Origin of the sequence: Paenibacillus sp. J45TS6 (assembly GCF_018403285.1) — a bacterium.
Taxonomy (GTDB): Bacteria; Bacillota; Bacilli; order Paenibacillales; family Paenibacillaceae; genus Paenibacillus.
This window is the reverse complement of sequence record NZ_BOSJ01000007.1, coordinates 198,160-212,640: the sequence shown is the minus strand read 5'-3', so window position 1 is coordinate 212,640 and position 14,481 is coordinate 198,160. Positions and strand designations below refer to the sequence as shown.

Sequence of the window (14,481 nt, the reverse complement as noted above, 5' to 3'; positions counted from 1 at the left end):
TCACTCTCCAATTGACGTGACTTTTTTTTGTTTCTTCAATCTGTTCATTAATACTGGCATAACTGCATTTCTTAAACTTTTAATAGATAGAAGGTATAGCAACCAAAAAATAAAAAATACCAATGCTGAAATGATTAAATTAAAAATCGAGTTCCCAGTTATTATTGTAGCAATAGGGATATAGACAATAGATCCTGCACCCACTAAAAGTATGTTTTTCACCACAAACTTCAATATCCCTAATTTATATGAAGCTAAAATAAGATAAATAATTCCATACAGAGATGCTCCCACACCAAGTGTTAAGGGACCAAGAATCTTATATAAAAATATATTGGTTGCAATATTAGCAACTACCGAAACAGCCATAATTTTCACGACTACCTTATTTTTCATTTGTGCATTTAAAACTTTTTGTAAGATATACGCTGTAATTGTTGCCCATAATCCGATTGAAATACCAATAAAGATATTTTGAGTTAATTGTACTGATTCACTGTCGAATGCTCCTCTAGCATAAAACAATGATATTATTCCTTCACTATTACAAATAAAAAAAAGAGATAACGGAATAGTTATCATCATAAGTACTGGTATGATTTTATGTAGCAAATTCTCCACATGTTCTTGAGTAGCATTACTTAATTCAGAAAGAAATATGGTTCCTATTGGTACTGCAATAAGCAGCAAACCAGTTTCAGAAATAAATCTAGCATAATCTAAAGAGGCAACTACTCCAACCCCTAATAATGAAGCAACTACTTTCTCAGTGAAAATATTTCCTTGCAGTATAAATGGAATTAATAACAATGGTTTTAATAACTTCCAAAAATCACGAGTAATAATTTTAATTTCAGGTAGATTGAAGGAAGGTAAAATGATCAAATCTTTTCTATATAGATTAAATAACCCATGAAGTAACAAATAAATATAAGCTCCAGAAAAACCCCAGGCAAGATAACTTAAACTATCAAAATAAAAAGACGCAACAGCACCAACAATTAGTCCTACACTTTGTACTGATGCTCTGATAGAACTCATTATATAAATTTTATTACTTATCTCATAGTATGAAATTACAGATGTCATTAAATAAAATGGTATTCCAATACTCATTATTTCAACAAATTTCACTGTCAGAGTTACTACATCTTCAGTGAACCCTGGTGCAAGCAATGATACCCACACTCTCGCACCTAAAAATAAAATGACTGAAAGTACTATAGAAATACTACCAATCAGAATAAACATGCACCAGGCAAAATTATTTGCTCTTTTCTCATCCTCAAGCTTATATTTTGTGAACAAGGGTACAAATACTGCGTTTAAACTCTCCGCAGTAAAAAAATTGACTGGAATCAACGTTGCACTTTGGGAGATTCTCAGAGCTGCTGCAGGCGCTGAAGTCCCATAAAATGCAGCAATGATCACTTCTCGAATTGCACCCAATATTTTACCTATGAGATTACCACTGAATAAAATGCTAAATGCCTTTAGCATCGTAAATTCCTATCTTTCCATTTATATTATGAGTACTCATTTGACTCACCTTATCTAACATGTTATCGATTCTAGATTCCCAATCGTGTAATTGGGCCTCTGAAATACGAGAATTGACCAACTCGTTAAAATTCTGCCCGTTTTTTTCATTCAAAGCGTCGTTAATACTTTCCGAGAATTCTTTTGGATTCTTTGCAACATAACAAAGATGATAATATTCTTGCAAAGCATGAAGGGGTGTCATAACCACAGGTTTACCGGCAGCTAAATATTCGAAAAATTTCATTGGAAACATATTTTTCGTATACTCGTTAAGATTATTAGGTAATAGGCATACATCAAAATGACGTAAATACCTTGGAAGTTCTTCATAAGGCTTTGGACCAATTAAATATACATTCTTTAACTGTTGGATTAGACTTACATTTGTTTTAGGATCACCTTCACCAACTTGACCAATGAACACAAAATTTTTATCAGGGTTAGATTGGGCTATCTCATATATAAGTTGGTAATCTAATTTATATCCACTGATTGCTCCAATAAATCCGATAATTGGTCCTTGTAATTTTTTGAGTTCCATGGGGATTTCATATTTTTTTGTTCTTGCTTGAGAAAAATGATCAAAATCTGCAACGTTAGCGCTATAATAAGTTGCTGTATTTATGCTTTTCCTCTTCTCATATAAACTTTGTGAAGTCGCAAAAACAATGTCAACATTCTTCACTAACAAAAGTTCTTGCTCTCTTATAACTTCTTCCGGCATACCTGGTTGTACAGACACTTCATCCACACAATGATATACAGAAGTAACCTCTCCTTTGTTTAAGAGAGGCTGACTGATCGGATTATATGTCCAAAGAATATAGTTAGTGAAATTTAACTTTTTAACATAGTGCTTAATAAAATATTTAGAAATCAGAAAATTCAGTTTACGGACAAATGAACTTTTTTGATAGGGAATAACTATAGGAGACCATACCCAAAGATTATCATGTCTTTGTTGAAGACCCTTAAACATTAACTTAAACCTTCTCAAAATTCTTTTTAAATCTTTACTATTCCCGCTAGGAGCTCTTAGCCCCATTGAATTTAAGTAGAGAACTTTATATCCCCGATCCGCTAACCTTTTCGCAATATGTTGTTTATTAGTCCAAAATGGATTATCCCAATCAGCAGTTGAAATAATTATAAATTCATTCTGCATGAACCTTCTCCTTATCTATTAAATTGTCGAATACAGTAATATAATCTGATATCCACTTCTCCCTGGAATAATTATTTGAAATAAACTTCTGGCCAGTTGATAACAGAAGAGTAGATTGTGCAGAATTCACTACTTCTTCGATAATTCTTGCAGATTCTTCATATTGTTTTGAGAATATTTGAACTAGAGGAGTTCCAGGCTCAAATTTAATTTTGTCAGATACAAAACATATTAGTGAACTCGATATCGCCTCTAAAACCGTAAGTGGAAGACCAGCTTCTTCTCTTAATGTCGAAAACAATAAGTAATCTGCAGCTGAATAGTACATAGCTAGTTCTTCTCTATCAAGCTTTCCTACAAAAAGAACACTGTTCGCCAAATTAGTTTCTTTGCAATATGTTTTCAACAATTCTTCTTGTGGTCCATCACCTATAACAAAAAAAACAGTGTTTTCATCACTAAGATGTACATGCTGAAATATCTTAATTGAATCCAAGATTCCTTTTTCTGCATGTAATCTAGAACTTGAGATGAAAACTTTACTGTTTTCTGCAATTCCCCATTTACTTCTTATTACTGATCTATCGGTATCATTACGTAAGAATAGCTTATCATCTACACAATTGGTAATGTTTAACTTAGGGATGGCTTTAAAATACATTTGTGATTCAAGATCATTAAATACTTTTTGCCCTACTGTAATAATTAAATCAAACTTTTTAAGATAGACAATATCCTTAATTAGTCCTTGAAAATTTTTTAAAGATTTCACCTTCGATTTCCAATCCAATCTTATTTTCGTCTTTATCTCACCTAATGCTGTTCCGTGTGCTTGAAATACAAGAGGTGGTTTATCAGTCAACTTTGAAACAGCATAGCCAGCTGCACTAACACTAAACACCACATCAACAGGTTCAATAGTGTTTAATTCGCGAAAAAAACTCGCGCTTTTATTCCACCAACTTGAAGAATACTTCATTGGAGGCATATTGGCTAAGCTAATGAGTCTCATATTTTCTCGTTTTTTTGTAACAATCTCATTTTGATTTTGTTTTAGTGAAGTAGTAATTATTGTTACATATACTCCTTTTTCAGCTAAGGAACAAGCTAAATCATCAGCGACTATTTCCATTCCTCCATAATGTTCATGAAATACAGTCGATCTAACCAACATGCAAACATGCATTAAGTTCCCCTCATTTTCTTAAGTATTTCTTATATAATATTTCTAATTTCTTAGTTTGTTTACTGATATCGAAATTTTCCTCCATATATACTCTTCCTTTCTTCCCCATTTCAACTCTAAGATGATCGTTTTCAACAAGATGTTTAAGCTTTAAATATAATTCATCAACATTTTTCTCTTCAACTAAATATCCAGTTTCATTATCAATAACGGCATCTACAATTCCACCACTTCTTGAAGCAACAATTGGAAGTCCGGTGGCAGATGCCTCTAATATCACCATACCTAGTCCTTCCTGGTCACCGTCTGTTGCAGTTACGCTCGGTAAAGAAAATATATGGCTCCTTCTAAGATTTTCAATAACCATATCATGTGGTATGTTCCCCAAAAACTCTATATTATCTTTAGATCTACCTAATTTAGATAAAGATAATAAGCTGTTTTTTAGATATCCATCACCTATAATTCTTAACCTTACATTTTCACAATCCTCAAAGATCTTATCAAATGCACGTATTAAATATTCGATGCCTTTTTTTTCAGTTAATCTTCCCACGGTGGTAATAATAATTTCATTAGTATTAACAGAAATCTCTTCTCTATAAAATATTTTTTTTAAGTCAATACCAATATAGTGAATAATTATTTTTTCTTCTGGGAATCCTTTTTCAATCAATTTGCTTCTTATGTGGGAAGATACAGCTAAGAACAAATCAGCTTTTTCAGATAATTTTTTGTAGTTAAAATAATACATCAAATACGAAAATGGATAAATTTTAAACTTTGGAAGGCGTGTAATATCATAACCATGAAAAGTGACAAAAAGAGGTATGTTATGTTTTTCGCATGCTTTAATTGCGTAAATTGCATCTACGCCGAAATGAGCATGGATAACATCTATATCTTTATACTCAATAATTTTCGATATCTTTGAAGTGGAATTAATCTTCAAAGTATATAATAATTTTATAAATAACTTGTAAAATTTTGACTTTGCATTTTTTTGAATAGAGTTAATATTCCATTGATTTGATCTAAATTGATCTTGATTGATAACCTCTCTTGTTATAACTTCTACCTGCCATCCAGAATATTGATTTAGCTGCTCATAAATGAAGGTTTCTGATGAAGGCAAAAATGTATTTCTAAGTAATCCTAGTTTCACTAGTCAAATTCACCTCTGCTTCTTCTCTATATAATAATAATCCCATTATGAAGAAAAATAATGTTGAGACGCTATAATTGTGCAGGAAAAAATTATCAAACATTCCCTCGACTATAACAAATAGAATACATCCAAGGCCACATAGATAAATAACTTCTTTATCCTTACTAATATATATGGTATATAAATTAGATATTAAATTTATAAAAAATAATACAAATAATATAAGACAAGGTATGCCTGCCCAGGTCCAAATTATAACGAAAATGTTATGAGGTGGAAATGAAGGATCTGTGCCTACTTTAAAAGCATATTCTGGGAATTCTGTCTCCCATCCTCCAAATCCTAATCCCAAAAATGGGTGTTCTTTTATTTTATCAAAAGTAAAATTCCAAATTAGCACTCTCGGATCGTTTCCAACCACATCAACATTTAATCTCTTTGTTAGGTTATAAATAATTGATTGCGGAGTAACTGAGAAGACAAATACTGCAATTGTTATTGTTAGTAAGACAATTTTCATTAGAGTTCTGTATGAAAACTTAAGAATGAGAAACAACAATACAACGCTTGTTAATGCGAGTAATCCTGTTCTTGATTGAGTCGCCAGTATAGCACCAATAAATAAAATGGTGCTTAAAATATACCTAAACTTCCATTTATCTATCATTTGAGAAAATGATATGCAAAATAGAAGTCCAAAATATACTGAGGCGACATTGGCATTAATAAAAAAGGTTCCCGCCTTATATGGATCTAAGATATTATTCAACATTTCACCATTATTCAACATCCTTAAAGTCGAAGGATCGATAAATAACTGTGCTAATCTGGATTTTAGAAACTCCAATTCCCACTCAGAAAATACCAGAAAAAAGATATTCAAGATTGCTATAGGTAAACCTAATATCATAATACTATTTAAAACTCTAGTTACAGATAACTCTTTCCTCTTATAATAGAAGCCTAAACATAACGAAATCAAACCAACAAAACTAAAAAAAATAAGTTTTAATCCTAATAATTGATTTGGAGAATATATAATAGCAAGAGTCATTATAAGAAGCATAAAAATGTATATCTTCATTGAATTATGCATCTTATAATATATAAGTAAATTCCTGTTAAAATACTCATTAGCGAATAAAACCAGTGATATCAAAACCATTAAAGTTATCGAGAGATCCAAAGGAAGATATAACTGATAAATAAGTATAGTAGGAACAACAATATACCAAAAAGAATTATTAATAAATATGATCAAGGTTAATCCTAATAATAATACCAAGATGACAACTACATAACTTAAAGAGAGTGAAGTAGCAGCTATCGCAACAGTTATTATAAATAAACTCAATATTCCAGTGCTAAGTTTATTATTAAATGTGGATTGCATGGTTTTCCTTTCATAACGGTATATTATTTAGCTATTTTGAATGAAAGACACTGATGAAAAGAAATGTATTTCTAAACGATTCTAGTTTCATTATCGAACATTTTATTATATGCAAAAACTAAATTATTAACTATTCAAAGGTATGGATACTTGTTGAATATTACTTGTCATATCTGCTTCAAAAACATTGATAGAAGTTTTATTAAATATATCTTTATCAATATTCAATAAATAAATGTATAACCCTAGAAATATATTAAGTCCTGTGTTATAGATATTTGTTTCTAGAAATCCATTTAAAACAAATAATAATAGTGATAAGTTTGATATTAAATATAAATTAGATAATGAAATACAACTACTATATTTCTTTTTGAGCCCAATTAATATATGGAAAATAAGGATGCAATAAAGTAGTAAACCTACAAATCCAGCATCAACTAGCAAATTGAAATAAGTACCATCAAGAATCAATCCACCATTACCATTTCCTAAGCCAAATCCTTTCATATTATCAAAAAAACTTGTAATTGTAATGTTTAGACTGTTGTATCGTATATCATTTGAACCCCTATCTATAAATAGAAGATCAATTGTACCCCAGTTACTATAAACAACATATACTGCTGTTGAAATTATAATAGGAATTAATATTATCCATCTAGGTAGTTTCTTAAATTTTAACGAGTTTATAATTGTTCTTATTCCAAACAAAACATACACTATTAGTAAGCATATAATTGCCCATCTTGAAAACGATAAGTAAATAGCAATATGAGTAATAAGAATAAGCAATGAATGAATCAATTTATTTTTTTGAGATTCAGCATGAGAAAATTTATAAATCATAAATGGAAGAATCAATATAAGATAGCTTCCGTACACATTGGCATGTTGAAACGTCCCTGTCGCTCTATATAATAACTCTCCATTAATAGCAACTAGCCTGTAATCTGTTAAACCAAAGAAGTATTGTACGCATCCATATATTGCTGATATATAACCAGAGGATATCAATAAACCTAGGAAAAATTCCATTTTTCTAAGAGTTGTTATTGTGTTCATTAATACAACACTAAAAAGTATTGGAGTTATTATTTTTACATAAGTAATAATAGAAACTAATTGATCTATCGAATAAATTATAGTTGTGGATAAATATACATATAAAAGTATAATGAGCATAACGTTTGTTTTTTTGTAATGAAACATTTTAGTTTTCACATTTCTCACTAGTAGTATATATATAAAGCCTATTATTAGAATAATATTTGAAAGATTTAACCCAAATATTACTGGATTGTATGCTGCAATCGACATAAAAAAAGATATTAAAAATAACATGGTTTTATCTCCATCATTTTTCTTAATAGTGAAAACTAAATGATCCACCCGTTATGGGTGGATCTGTACCAAAGTTTCATTGTATTTATTTATTGTAATTTGTAATCCTTCTGCTAAAGAAATAACAGGATCCCAACCTAATATGTTTTGAGCCTTATTAATATCTGGTCTCCTTACTTTTGGGTCGTCTTTTGGTAGCGGATAGAAAACAATTTTACTTTCAGATTGTGTCATCTGTTTAATCATATAAGCTACATTCAATACACTATATTCCACTGGATTACCAATATTAATAATTTCTCCATTTGCTTCATCATATTTCATCATTAACTGCAAACCCCGAATATTATCATCTACATAACAAAAGGATCTAGTTTGAGAACCATCACCATAAACAGTAATATCCTCTCCTGCTAAAGCTTGAGTCACAAAATTAGAAATGACCCTTCCATCATCATTACGTAAGCCTGCAGAGTAGGTATTGAAAATTCTAGCAACTTTCACTGCAACACCGTAACGTTCATAAAATTCATAGCAAATAACTTCACCAAGCCGTTTTGCTTCATCGTAGCATGCTCTCGGTCCCCAAGTATTTACATTCCCACGATAGGATTCAGGCTGAGGATGTACTTCTGGATCACCGTAAGCTTCACTAGTACTGGTATAAAGAAATTTAGCTTCTTTATCTCTTGCTAACTCCAAGAGATTAAAAGTACCTTGTGTATTTACCTTCATTGTTTCAAATGGATTTGCTTGATAAAATTTCGGTGATGCCTGTGAAGCTAAATGGTAGATCTCTTTCACTTTTTCTTGGTATAAATCAGTAATAGCTTCTTTATCGGATACATCTGCTAGAAGGAAATTAAATCTTGGATGATTCAAGACTTCTGATAGGTTGGACATTAACCCACTTGAAAGGTTATCTATTCCGATAACCTCTTCACCTTGTTGTATTAATTGTTTCACTAAGTAAGAGCCAAGAAACCCAGCTGCTCCCGACACAATTACTTTTCTCATTAATTCACATCCCCTAGTAATATAAATTAAAATGTATTACTTTTAACTAGAATTTTTAGTGTTCTAAAAATAATCATGAGATCCGATTTCATTGAAACATTTTCAATGTATCCAAAATCATATTGCAGATTGTGATGAATCGGTTGTTTTCGAGCATTACTAACTTGCCAACTGCCTGTAATGCCTGGTTTTACAACTAATCGCTTGAATTCCAGATCACTGTATACTTCTTCGACTACATTTCTTAATTCAGGCCGAGGACCAATAAAACTCATATCCCCTTTTAGAATATTTAATAATTGAGGTAATTCATCCATACTTGTTTTTCTAAGAAACTTACCAACCCGAGTAATACGAGGATCTTCACTACTCGTTGGCGATAAAGCGTATTTAGGGGCATCTATATACATTGTTCGAAATTTATATATTCTGAAAATTTTCTTTCCCTTACCATAGCGCTCTTGTTTAAATATAACAGGGCCCTTGGAATCAAGTTTAATCATGACAGATACTAGAAGCATTAAGGGACTCAAGCAAATTAAACATATAATAGAAACAAAATAATCAATGAATGGTTTAGTAAATAAACTATATAGGTTTTTTCCACTAGCTTCCGGAGTATATATCAAGCTTTCATTTTCTTTTTGATAACCAGCCGATATTTCATTGAGTTGATTATCACTCATAGACTTTCTCCACCAGCTACCAATAATTTTCCAGCGACCTCTTCACGATTTAAGATATCAGTTAGTCCAGAAAGCACTGATTTTCTTAATTTCTCATCTCGTAATGCAAAATCAATGGTTGTTAGAATAAAACCAAGTTTTTCTCCTACATCATATCGTGTTCCTTCAAAGTTATAGGCATATGAACCATACTCAGAATTGAGTTTTTGGATAGCATCTGTTAATTGGATTTCACCGCCAGCTCCAATTTCTTGTTCTTCTAGATAATTAAATATTTCGGGCGTTAAAATATATCTTCCCATAATTGCAAGATTCGATGGTGCTGTGCCAATCGGTGGTTTCTCTATTAATGAATTGATCGATGTTAGTCGTCCATCAGTAAATAATGGATCAATGATACCATACCGATCGGTCTCATTATTACTTACGTTTTTCACACCTAATATAGATTTCCCAAACTTTTCATATTGATCTATCAACTGACGTGTACATGGGGTTTCAGAGACAACAATATCATCGCCTAACAAAACAGCAAACGGTTCATTACCGATAAAATTACGTGCACACCATACGGCATGCCCGAGTCCCTTTGGTTCTTTTTGTCTTATGTAATGGATTTCTACGTTGGAAGGTTTACGAACTGCTTCAAGAAGATCAAATTTCCCTTTTGACATTAATGTCTGTTCCAATTCAAATGCATTGTCAAAATGATCTTCAATTGCTCTCTTTCCTTTACCTGTAACGATAATAATATCTTCGATTCCTGATGCTATTGCTTCTTCGATGATGTACTGAATGGTCGGCTTGTCAACAATCGGCAACATTTCTTTTGGCATTGCCTTTGTCGCTGGGAGAAATCTTGTTCCAAGGCCTGCTGCAGGTATAATAGCTTTCCTTACTTTTTTCATACATCATCACCTTATCCTTCTTCATTATTTTATGATTTCTGTATTACAACTTGAAAGCACGAGTTGTACCGTTTAGCTGAAACTATGAATGTAAGCGGTACAATTCTTACTTTCAATTTCATAAATGGGCATTTAACCCCCCCTCACATCACACCCTTGACGATTAACGTCTAAGGTTACGAACCCACAGTGTGACCGAGTACCTACAGTGATAAAGGTTCAGTAGGCATTACCTGAAAACAAGAAGGTTAACGAGTTACCGTTCACCGTAGTAATAGTAGTTAGATGATTGATTCTTATCGAGCTGTAAATTATTGAGTACAACCCCAAGGATCCGGGCATTCACATGTTCCAGTTGTGCCTTCGCTTTCTTAACGAGATCCTTCTTCACTTTTCCGGAATTCACTACAAGGATGACTCCGTCACATAAGGAACTAATGATCATCGCGTCCGTAACCGCTAGTACCGGCGGCGTATCAAAAAGCAAGATATCGTAACGTTCACCGAGTTCTTCGAGTAAACTGATCATCTTGCGTGATCCGAGCATCTCGGATGGGTTCGGTGGCACTGGTCCAGAGGATAGAACATCGAGATTATCAATCGAAGTCTTTTGCAATACCTCACCCACTGGGTATCTCCCTGCCAGTACACTCGACAAACCTGCATGATTGGATATGGCAAACACTTGATGTAACGATGGTTTTCGTAGATCGGTGTCGATAATTAGAACTTTTTTGCCTTCTTGCGCATATGTAACGGCTAAATTACTGACTGTCGTAGTCTTTCCTTCCCCTGCCTGTGCCGAGGCAACCATCAGTATTTTGATCTGATCATCAATCGCAGAGAACTGAACATTGGTTCTCAGAGTACGGTACGCTTCCGAGATCGGAGCTTTGGGATTCACTGCTGTAACCAGCTGCTGGCGATCATTGGTTGATCGTGGCATAAGAGCTTTCACCTACCTGTTGTTGAGTTGTTATTGAAGGTTGCGAGGATTTCACATCATCCTTCTTGATTCTTGCAATGACGGCAAGCACGGGTAAACCGAGTTCTCTCTCAAGTTCTGCTTCACTCTTATACGTGTCATCCAGATATTCAAGCAAGAATACAAGACCCACAGCTAGCATCAGACCAACGACAAAACTAATCAATATGCTCATGACTAGATTGATATTGATGGGAGCTGCATTTACTTCAAGTGGAGCCTCGCTTAGGATCGTTACATTATCCACGTTCATAATCGAAGGGATTTGTCTCTCGAATATCTTCGCAACCGCATTGACGGTCTTCGCTGCTTGCTCATATGAAGTATCCTGTACACTTAGATTCATTACCTGTGAATCGTTCGCAGAAGATACGGAAATCATCGATGCAAGCTGCTGAGAAGTTAAACCTAAATCTGGATAGGCAGCAACCACTTTGTCGAGAATCGCTGAGGATTTTATTACCTCAGTATAGGAACTGATAACCATGACGTTAGTCTGAATTAAACTATAATCTAACATCGCTGTTCCTTGACGATCATAGGTCTGATTGACGATAAGCTTTGCTTCCGCGTTATAAAGCGGGGTAGTCATAAAGGTCTTCAGTCCTGCCCCTAGGCAGGCTACAATCACAATCGCAGCAATGAGCCATAACCTCTTACGGATGATATTTAGATATTCTTTCAGTTCCAATTTCAATTCCTCCCTAATTTGTTAGCTCTCCTGCTGCTACCATAATAGTAATCGGCGCCTTACATGAGCCGGTTCTGCGAGCTCTACCATTCGATCATCCCAGACTCTGCGGGTGTTGATCTGGAGCTGTTCCACCATTGCTGTACCAAAGCGTTCTTCCAATCGTTCATAAGCAGTTGCTAACGCAAAATTTCGATGTTTCAGGTCATGGGCATCTGATGAAATGAAATGTAACCCATTTTGTTTGCAAAAATGAAAACACCACTTCTGAACTTTTCGACCGAAAAGTCCAATGATGGATTGGGCAGTGATCTGACATAGTGCACCTTCTGCCATGAATTCCCGAAGTTTCTCTGGTTCTCTGAGCAACACAGCATTCCGCTCTGGATGAGCAAGAATTGGAATGATATTTCGTAGGCTAAGTTCATATAGTAAATCTCCAAAATAAGCGGGTATCTCGTGATACGGAAGTTCCAAAAGTATGTACTTGCTTGATGCCAGTGTCAGTAACTCCTCATTCATCCATAGTTCCATGAGCCTTGGATGCAGGCGAATTTCTTGACCAGCACGTACCTGAAGCGGAATATCATGCTCTTGCAGCAGGTGTTCAAATCGCTTCGTTGCTTCCTCAACTTCTTGCCGGGGGTTATCATAACTTTCATTCAAATGATGCGGTGTAGCTATGATCTTCGTTATGCCTGAGTCAACAGCAGCCTGGGCAAGCAAGAGTGCTTCTTCTGTAGAAGCAGGTCCATCATCAAGACCCGGTAGAATGTGACTGTGAATTTCAATCATATGACGAACACCTTCAATCTTATGTCCCCCTCAAGCCAATTATGTTGCACACTAAGATATTGGGGTCAAACAACTAATGCAGTAACTATTGAAATATAGTAAAATGGCGATATGTATCTAGATAAACAGGTCTATTTTGTTGTAAATCTTGTCTTGAATTAAGGTCCACTCTTCCATCCGATCTAACGGACGTAATTCATACAGATGCGGCATACGGTGAATCATCCAGTTCAGTTGTCCGTTTATGTATAGTCTGTGTTTCTCTGGATTATGTAGGAATCCATGATATAACGTAAAACTCTCAAATTCTTGCTTCCATTTCAACGTACATAATGAGTGCATATTACCACCATGTCCATCCTCGACATCCAGTCCAATCTCAAGATCAGGTGTAACGGGGATATACAGGTCACTTATGAAGGTTATCGATTGCTGGCCCATTCCCATTACGATGATGGGTCTTGATTTACTATGAATGACTCGATCTTGATACTTATGGATATACATAAAAGCTTTGGAATCGCTGTCTTTGACCTGGTTCATTAGATTCATTCCCTTTGCGAGCATATTTCGAGGTATGAATGACACAATTGGGGTCAAGGCTAGAAAAGTGTGACAAAATGATACAATTTGTAACCTTGCTGTATCAAATTTACGATACATTGCGTATCGTGTCAAGCCATAATTAGCTAAGTTTGTATTATCAGTCTATTAATTCAATTGATATTTGGAGCATTTATTAGAAACCAGGAGGAAAGATATAGATGGATTACGGACACCGCATTGCGGAACTCAGGGAAAAAAGAGGCCTGACTCAAGAGGAATTATCCAATATGCTTGATATTACAAGAGCATCCCTCTCACATTATGAAAAAAACCGCAGAAAACCGGATTTTGAAACACTCACAAGACTTGCTGATACTTTTCATGTGTCGGTAGATTACTTACTTGGACGGACGAATAATCCAGACATGGTACTTGATGAAGAGGTGCGAGGTTTTGTTGATTCCTTAGAATTGTCAGATCGTGAAGTACTCGGTAAATTCGAACTTATGATTGATGGAAAGCCCTTGTCAGAGGAAGAAGCGAAGCGATTCATTGCATTTGTAAGAATGGAACGAGACATGAAATAACTTGCTTCTGATGAATAAAGGTATATAAAGAATAGCTGCAAAACATTGCTGACCCCAGCGATATTTTGCAGCTATTCTTTTTGTGTATGATTTCTCTTTTGTAGTTGACTAGAATCCGTTCTTAACGGGCTCTTATGAATCTTTCTCAGGAAGCACGAGGGATTCCCAATGATTTGGATCAATACCGCATTGTTTAAGTACATCCATGATATCCACTTGTTTGCGCGGGTTGTCCTGCTCTAAGTTCTGATCATTGTTCCCACTTGGATACTCCATGTTCATGCCGACAACCACTCCATTTATTTAAGATTTATAAAGTATATGTATTTTTTATTCATCTGCAACACTAGACCTATTATACGTAAATAAGCCTATATTTGTTGTCGTCTCATGGCAGAATCTAAGGCGATTTTGCTTCTATTTTTGTCGAAAACATAAAAAGACCTTAAAACCAACCTAACAAGAGGT

15 protein-coding genes are annotated in these 14,481 nt (G+C 34.2%); 1 reads left to right on the top strand and 14 read right to left on the bottom strand.

Features of this window, described 5'->3' with window-relative positions; translation table 11 throughout:
- The 13 genes from murJ to KJS58_RS12855 form a co-directional block, all read right to left on the bottom strand.
- Window positions 1–1,500 carry a murein biosynthesis integral membrane protein MurJ gene (gene murJ, locus KJS58_RS12915; RefSeq protein WP_213532898.1) on the bottom strand — a complete coding sequence of 500 codons (1,500 nt, stop codon included), beginning with the start codon at window positions 1,498–1,500 and terminating at the stop codon, window positions 1–3.
- The gene (locus tag KJS58_RS12910; RefSeq protein ID WP_213532897.1) at window positions 1,484–2,707 is read right to left on the bottom strand and encodes a glycosyltransferase; all 1,224 of its coding nucleotides are present in this window, start codon (window positions 2,705–2,707) and stop codon (window positions 1,484–1,486) included. The genes murJ and KJS58_RS12910 overlap by 17 nt, the downstream gene beginning before the upstream one ends.
- Window positions 2,697–3,839, bottom strand: a complete 1,143-nt coding sequence (locus tag KJS58_RS12905; RefSeq protein ID WP_213532896.1) for a glycosyltransferase family 4 protein — start codon at window positions 3,837–3,839, stop codon at window positions 2,697–2,699. The genes KJS58_RS12910 and KJS58_RS12905 overlap by 11 nt, the downstream gene beginning before the upstream one ends.
- Before the next feature lie 64 nt (window positions 3,840–3,903).
- Window positions 3,904–5,058 carry a glycosyltransferase gene (locus KJS58_RS12900; protein ID WP_213532895.1) on the bottom strand — a complete coding sequence of 385 codons (1,155 nt, stop codon included), beginning with the start codon at window positions 5,056–5,058 and terminating at the stop codon, window positions 3,904–3,906.
- Window positions 5,039–5,971, bottom strand: a complete 933-nt coding sequence (locus tag KJS58_RS12895) for an O-antigen ligase family protein (protein WP_213532894.1) — start codon at window positions 5,969–5,971, stop codon at window positions 5,039–5,041. Before KJS58_RS12895 ends, KJS58_RS12900 begins: the two co-directional genes overlap by 20 nt.
- Before the next feature lie 609 nt (window positions 5,972–6,580).
- Window positions 6,581–7,774, bottom strand: coding sequence for an O-antigen ligase family protein (locus KJS58_RS12890; RefSeq protein ID WP_213532893.1), 1,194 nt, complete (start codon window positions 7,772–7,774; stop codon window positions 6,581–6,583).
- A gap of 75 nt (window positions 7,775–7,849) precedes the next feature.
- On the bottom strand, window positions 7,850–8,815 hold the full coding sequence (locus KJS58_RS12885) for a GDP-mannose 4,6-dehydratase (protein WP_213532892.1): 966 nt from the start codon (window positions 8,813–8,815) through the stop codon (window positions 7,850–7,852).
- A 26-nt stretch (window positions 8,816–8,841) separates the two neighbouring features.
- On the bottom strand, window positions 8,842–9,501 hold the full coding sequence (locus KJS58_RS12880) for a sugar transferase (protein WP_213532891.1): 660 nt from the start codon (window positions 9,499–9,501) through the stop codon (window positions 8,842–8,844).
- Window positions 9,498–10,409 (bottom strand): UTP--glucose-1-phosphate uridylyltransferase GalU, encoded by a 912-nt coding sequence (galU, locus tag KJS58_RS12875; protein WP_213532890.1) that lies wholly within the window; start codon window positions 10,407–10,409, stop codon window positions 9,498–9,500. Before galU ends, KJS58_RS12880 begins: the two co-directional genes overlap by 4 nt.
- A gap of 256 nt (window positions 10,410–10,665) precedes the next feature.
- Window positions 10,666–11,355 carry a CpsD/CapB family tyrosine-protein kinase gene (locus tag KJS58_RS12870; RefSeq protein WP_213532889.1) on the bottom strand — a complete coding sequence of 230 codons (690 nt, stop codon included), beginning with the start codon at window positions 11,353–11,355 and terminating at the stop codon, window positions 10,666–10,668.
- On the bottom strand, window positions 11,336–12,085 hold the full coding sequence (locus KJS58_RS12865; RefSeq protein WP_213532888.1) for a YveK family protein: 750 nt from the start codon (window positions 12,083–12,085) through the stop codon (window positions 11,336–11,338). Before KJS58_RS12865 ends, KJS58_RS12870 begins: the two co-directional genes overlap by 20 nt.
- 36 nt (window positions 12,086–12,121) lie before the next feature.
- On the bottom strand, window positions 12,122–12,880 hold the full coding sequence (locus tag KJS58_RS12860; RefSeq protein ID WP_213532887.1) for a tyrosine-protein phosphatase: 759 nt from the start codon (window positions 12,878–12,880) through the stop codon (window positions 12,122–12,124).
- Between the two features lie 117 nt (window positions 12,881–12,997).
- On the bottom strand, window positions 12,998–13,423 hold the full coding sequence (locus KJS58_RS12855) for a hypothetical protein (RefSeq protein ID WP_213532886.1): 426 nt from the start codon (window positions 13,421–13,423) through the stop codon (window positions 12,998–13,000).
- A 221-nt stretch (window positions 13,424–13,644) separates the two neighbouring features.
- Between KJS58_RS12855 and KJS58_RS12850 the strand changes: the two genes are divergently transcribed.
- Window positions 13,645–14,013 (top strand): helix-turn-helix domain-containing protein, encoded by a 369-nt coding sequence (locus KJS58_RS12850; RefSeq protein WP_213532885.1) that lies wholly within the window; start codon window positions 13,645–13,647, stop codon window positions 14,011–14,013.
- A 132-nt stretch (window positions 14,014–14,145) separates the two neighbouring features.
- Here KJS58_RS12850 and KJS58_RS12845 read toward each other — a convergent pair whose 3' ends face one another.
- Window positions 14,146–14,295: a hypothetical protein gene (locus KJS58_RS12845; protein ID WP_213532884.1), complete on the bottom strand. Its 150-nt coding sequence runs from the start codon at window positions 14,293–14,295 to the stop codon at window positions 14,146–14,148.
- Window positions 14,296–14,481: the final 186 nt, after the last annotated feature.

What these genes read in the sequence shown, in the direction of transcription:
- murJ (WP_213532898.1), bottom strand. Translation starts at nt 1,500, where the DNA reads ATGCTAAAGGCATTTAGCATTTTATTCAGTGGTAATCTCATAGGTAAA.
- KJS58_RS12910 (WP_213532897.1), bottom strand. Translation starts at nt 2,707, where the DNA reads ATGCAGAATGAATTTATAATTATTTCAACTGCTGATTGGGATAATCCA.
- KJS58_RS12905 (WP_213532896.1), bottom strand. Translation starts at nt 3,839, where the DNA reads ATGGAAATAGTCGCTGATGATTTAGCTTGTTCCTTAGCTGAAAAAGGA.
- KJS58_RS12895 (WP_213532894.1), bottom strand. Translation starts at nt 5,971, where the DNA reads ATGATATTAGGTTTACCTATAGCAATCTTGAATATCTTTTTTCTGGTA.
- KJS58_RS12890 (WP_213532893.1), bottom strand. Translation starts at nt 7,774, where the DNA reads ATGTCGATTGCAGCATACAATCCAGTAATATTTGGGTTAAATCTTTCA.
- KJS58_RS12885 (WP_213532892.1), bottom strand. Translation starts at nt 8,815, where the DNA reads ATGAGAAAAGTAATTGTGTCGGGAGCAGCTGGGTTTCTTGGCTCTTAC.
- KJS58_RS12880 (WP_213532891.1), bottom strand. Translation starts at nt 9,501, where the DNA reads ATGAGTGATAATCAACTCAATGAAATATCGGCTGGTTATCAAAAAGAA.
- galU (WP_213532890.1), bottom strand. Translation starts at nt 10,409, where the DNA reads ATGAAAAAAGTAAGGAAAGCTATTATACCTGCAGCAGGCCTTGGAACA.
- KJS58_RS12870 (WP_213532889.1), bottom strand. Translation starts at nt 11,355, where the DNA reads ATGCCACGATCAACCAATGATCGCCAGCAGCTGGTTACAGCAGTGAAT.
- KJS58_RS12860 (WP_213532887.1), bottom strand. Translation starts at nt 12,880, where the DNA reads ATGATTGAAATTCACAGTCACATTCTACCGGGTCTTGATGATGGACCT.
- KJS58_RS12855 (WP_213532886.1), bottom strand. Translation starts at nt 13,423, where the DNA reads ATGAACCAGGTCAAAGACAGCGATTCCAAAGCTTTTATGTATATCCAT.
- KJS58_RS12850 (WP_213532885.1), top strand. Translation starts at nt 13,645, where the DNA reads ATGGATTACGGACACCGCATTGCGGAACTCAGGGAAAAAAGAGGCCTG.
- KJS58_RS12845 (WP_213532884.1), bottom strand. Translation starts at nt 14,295, where the DNA reads ATGAACATGGAGTATCCAAGTGGGAACAATGATCAGAACTTAGAGCAG.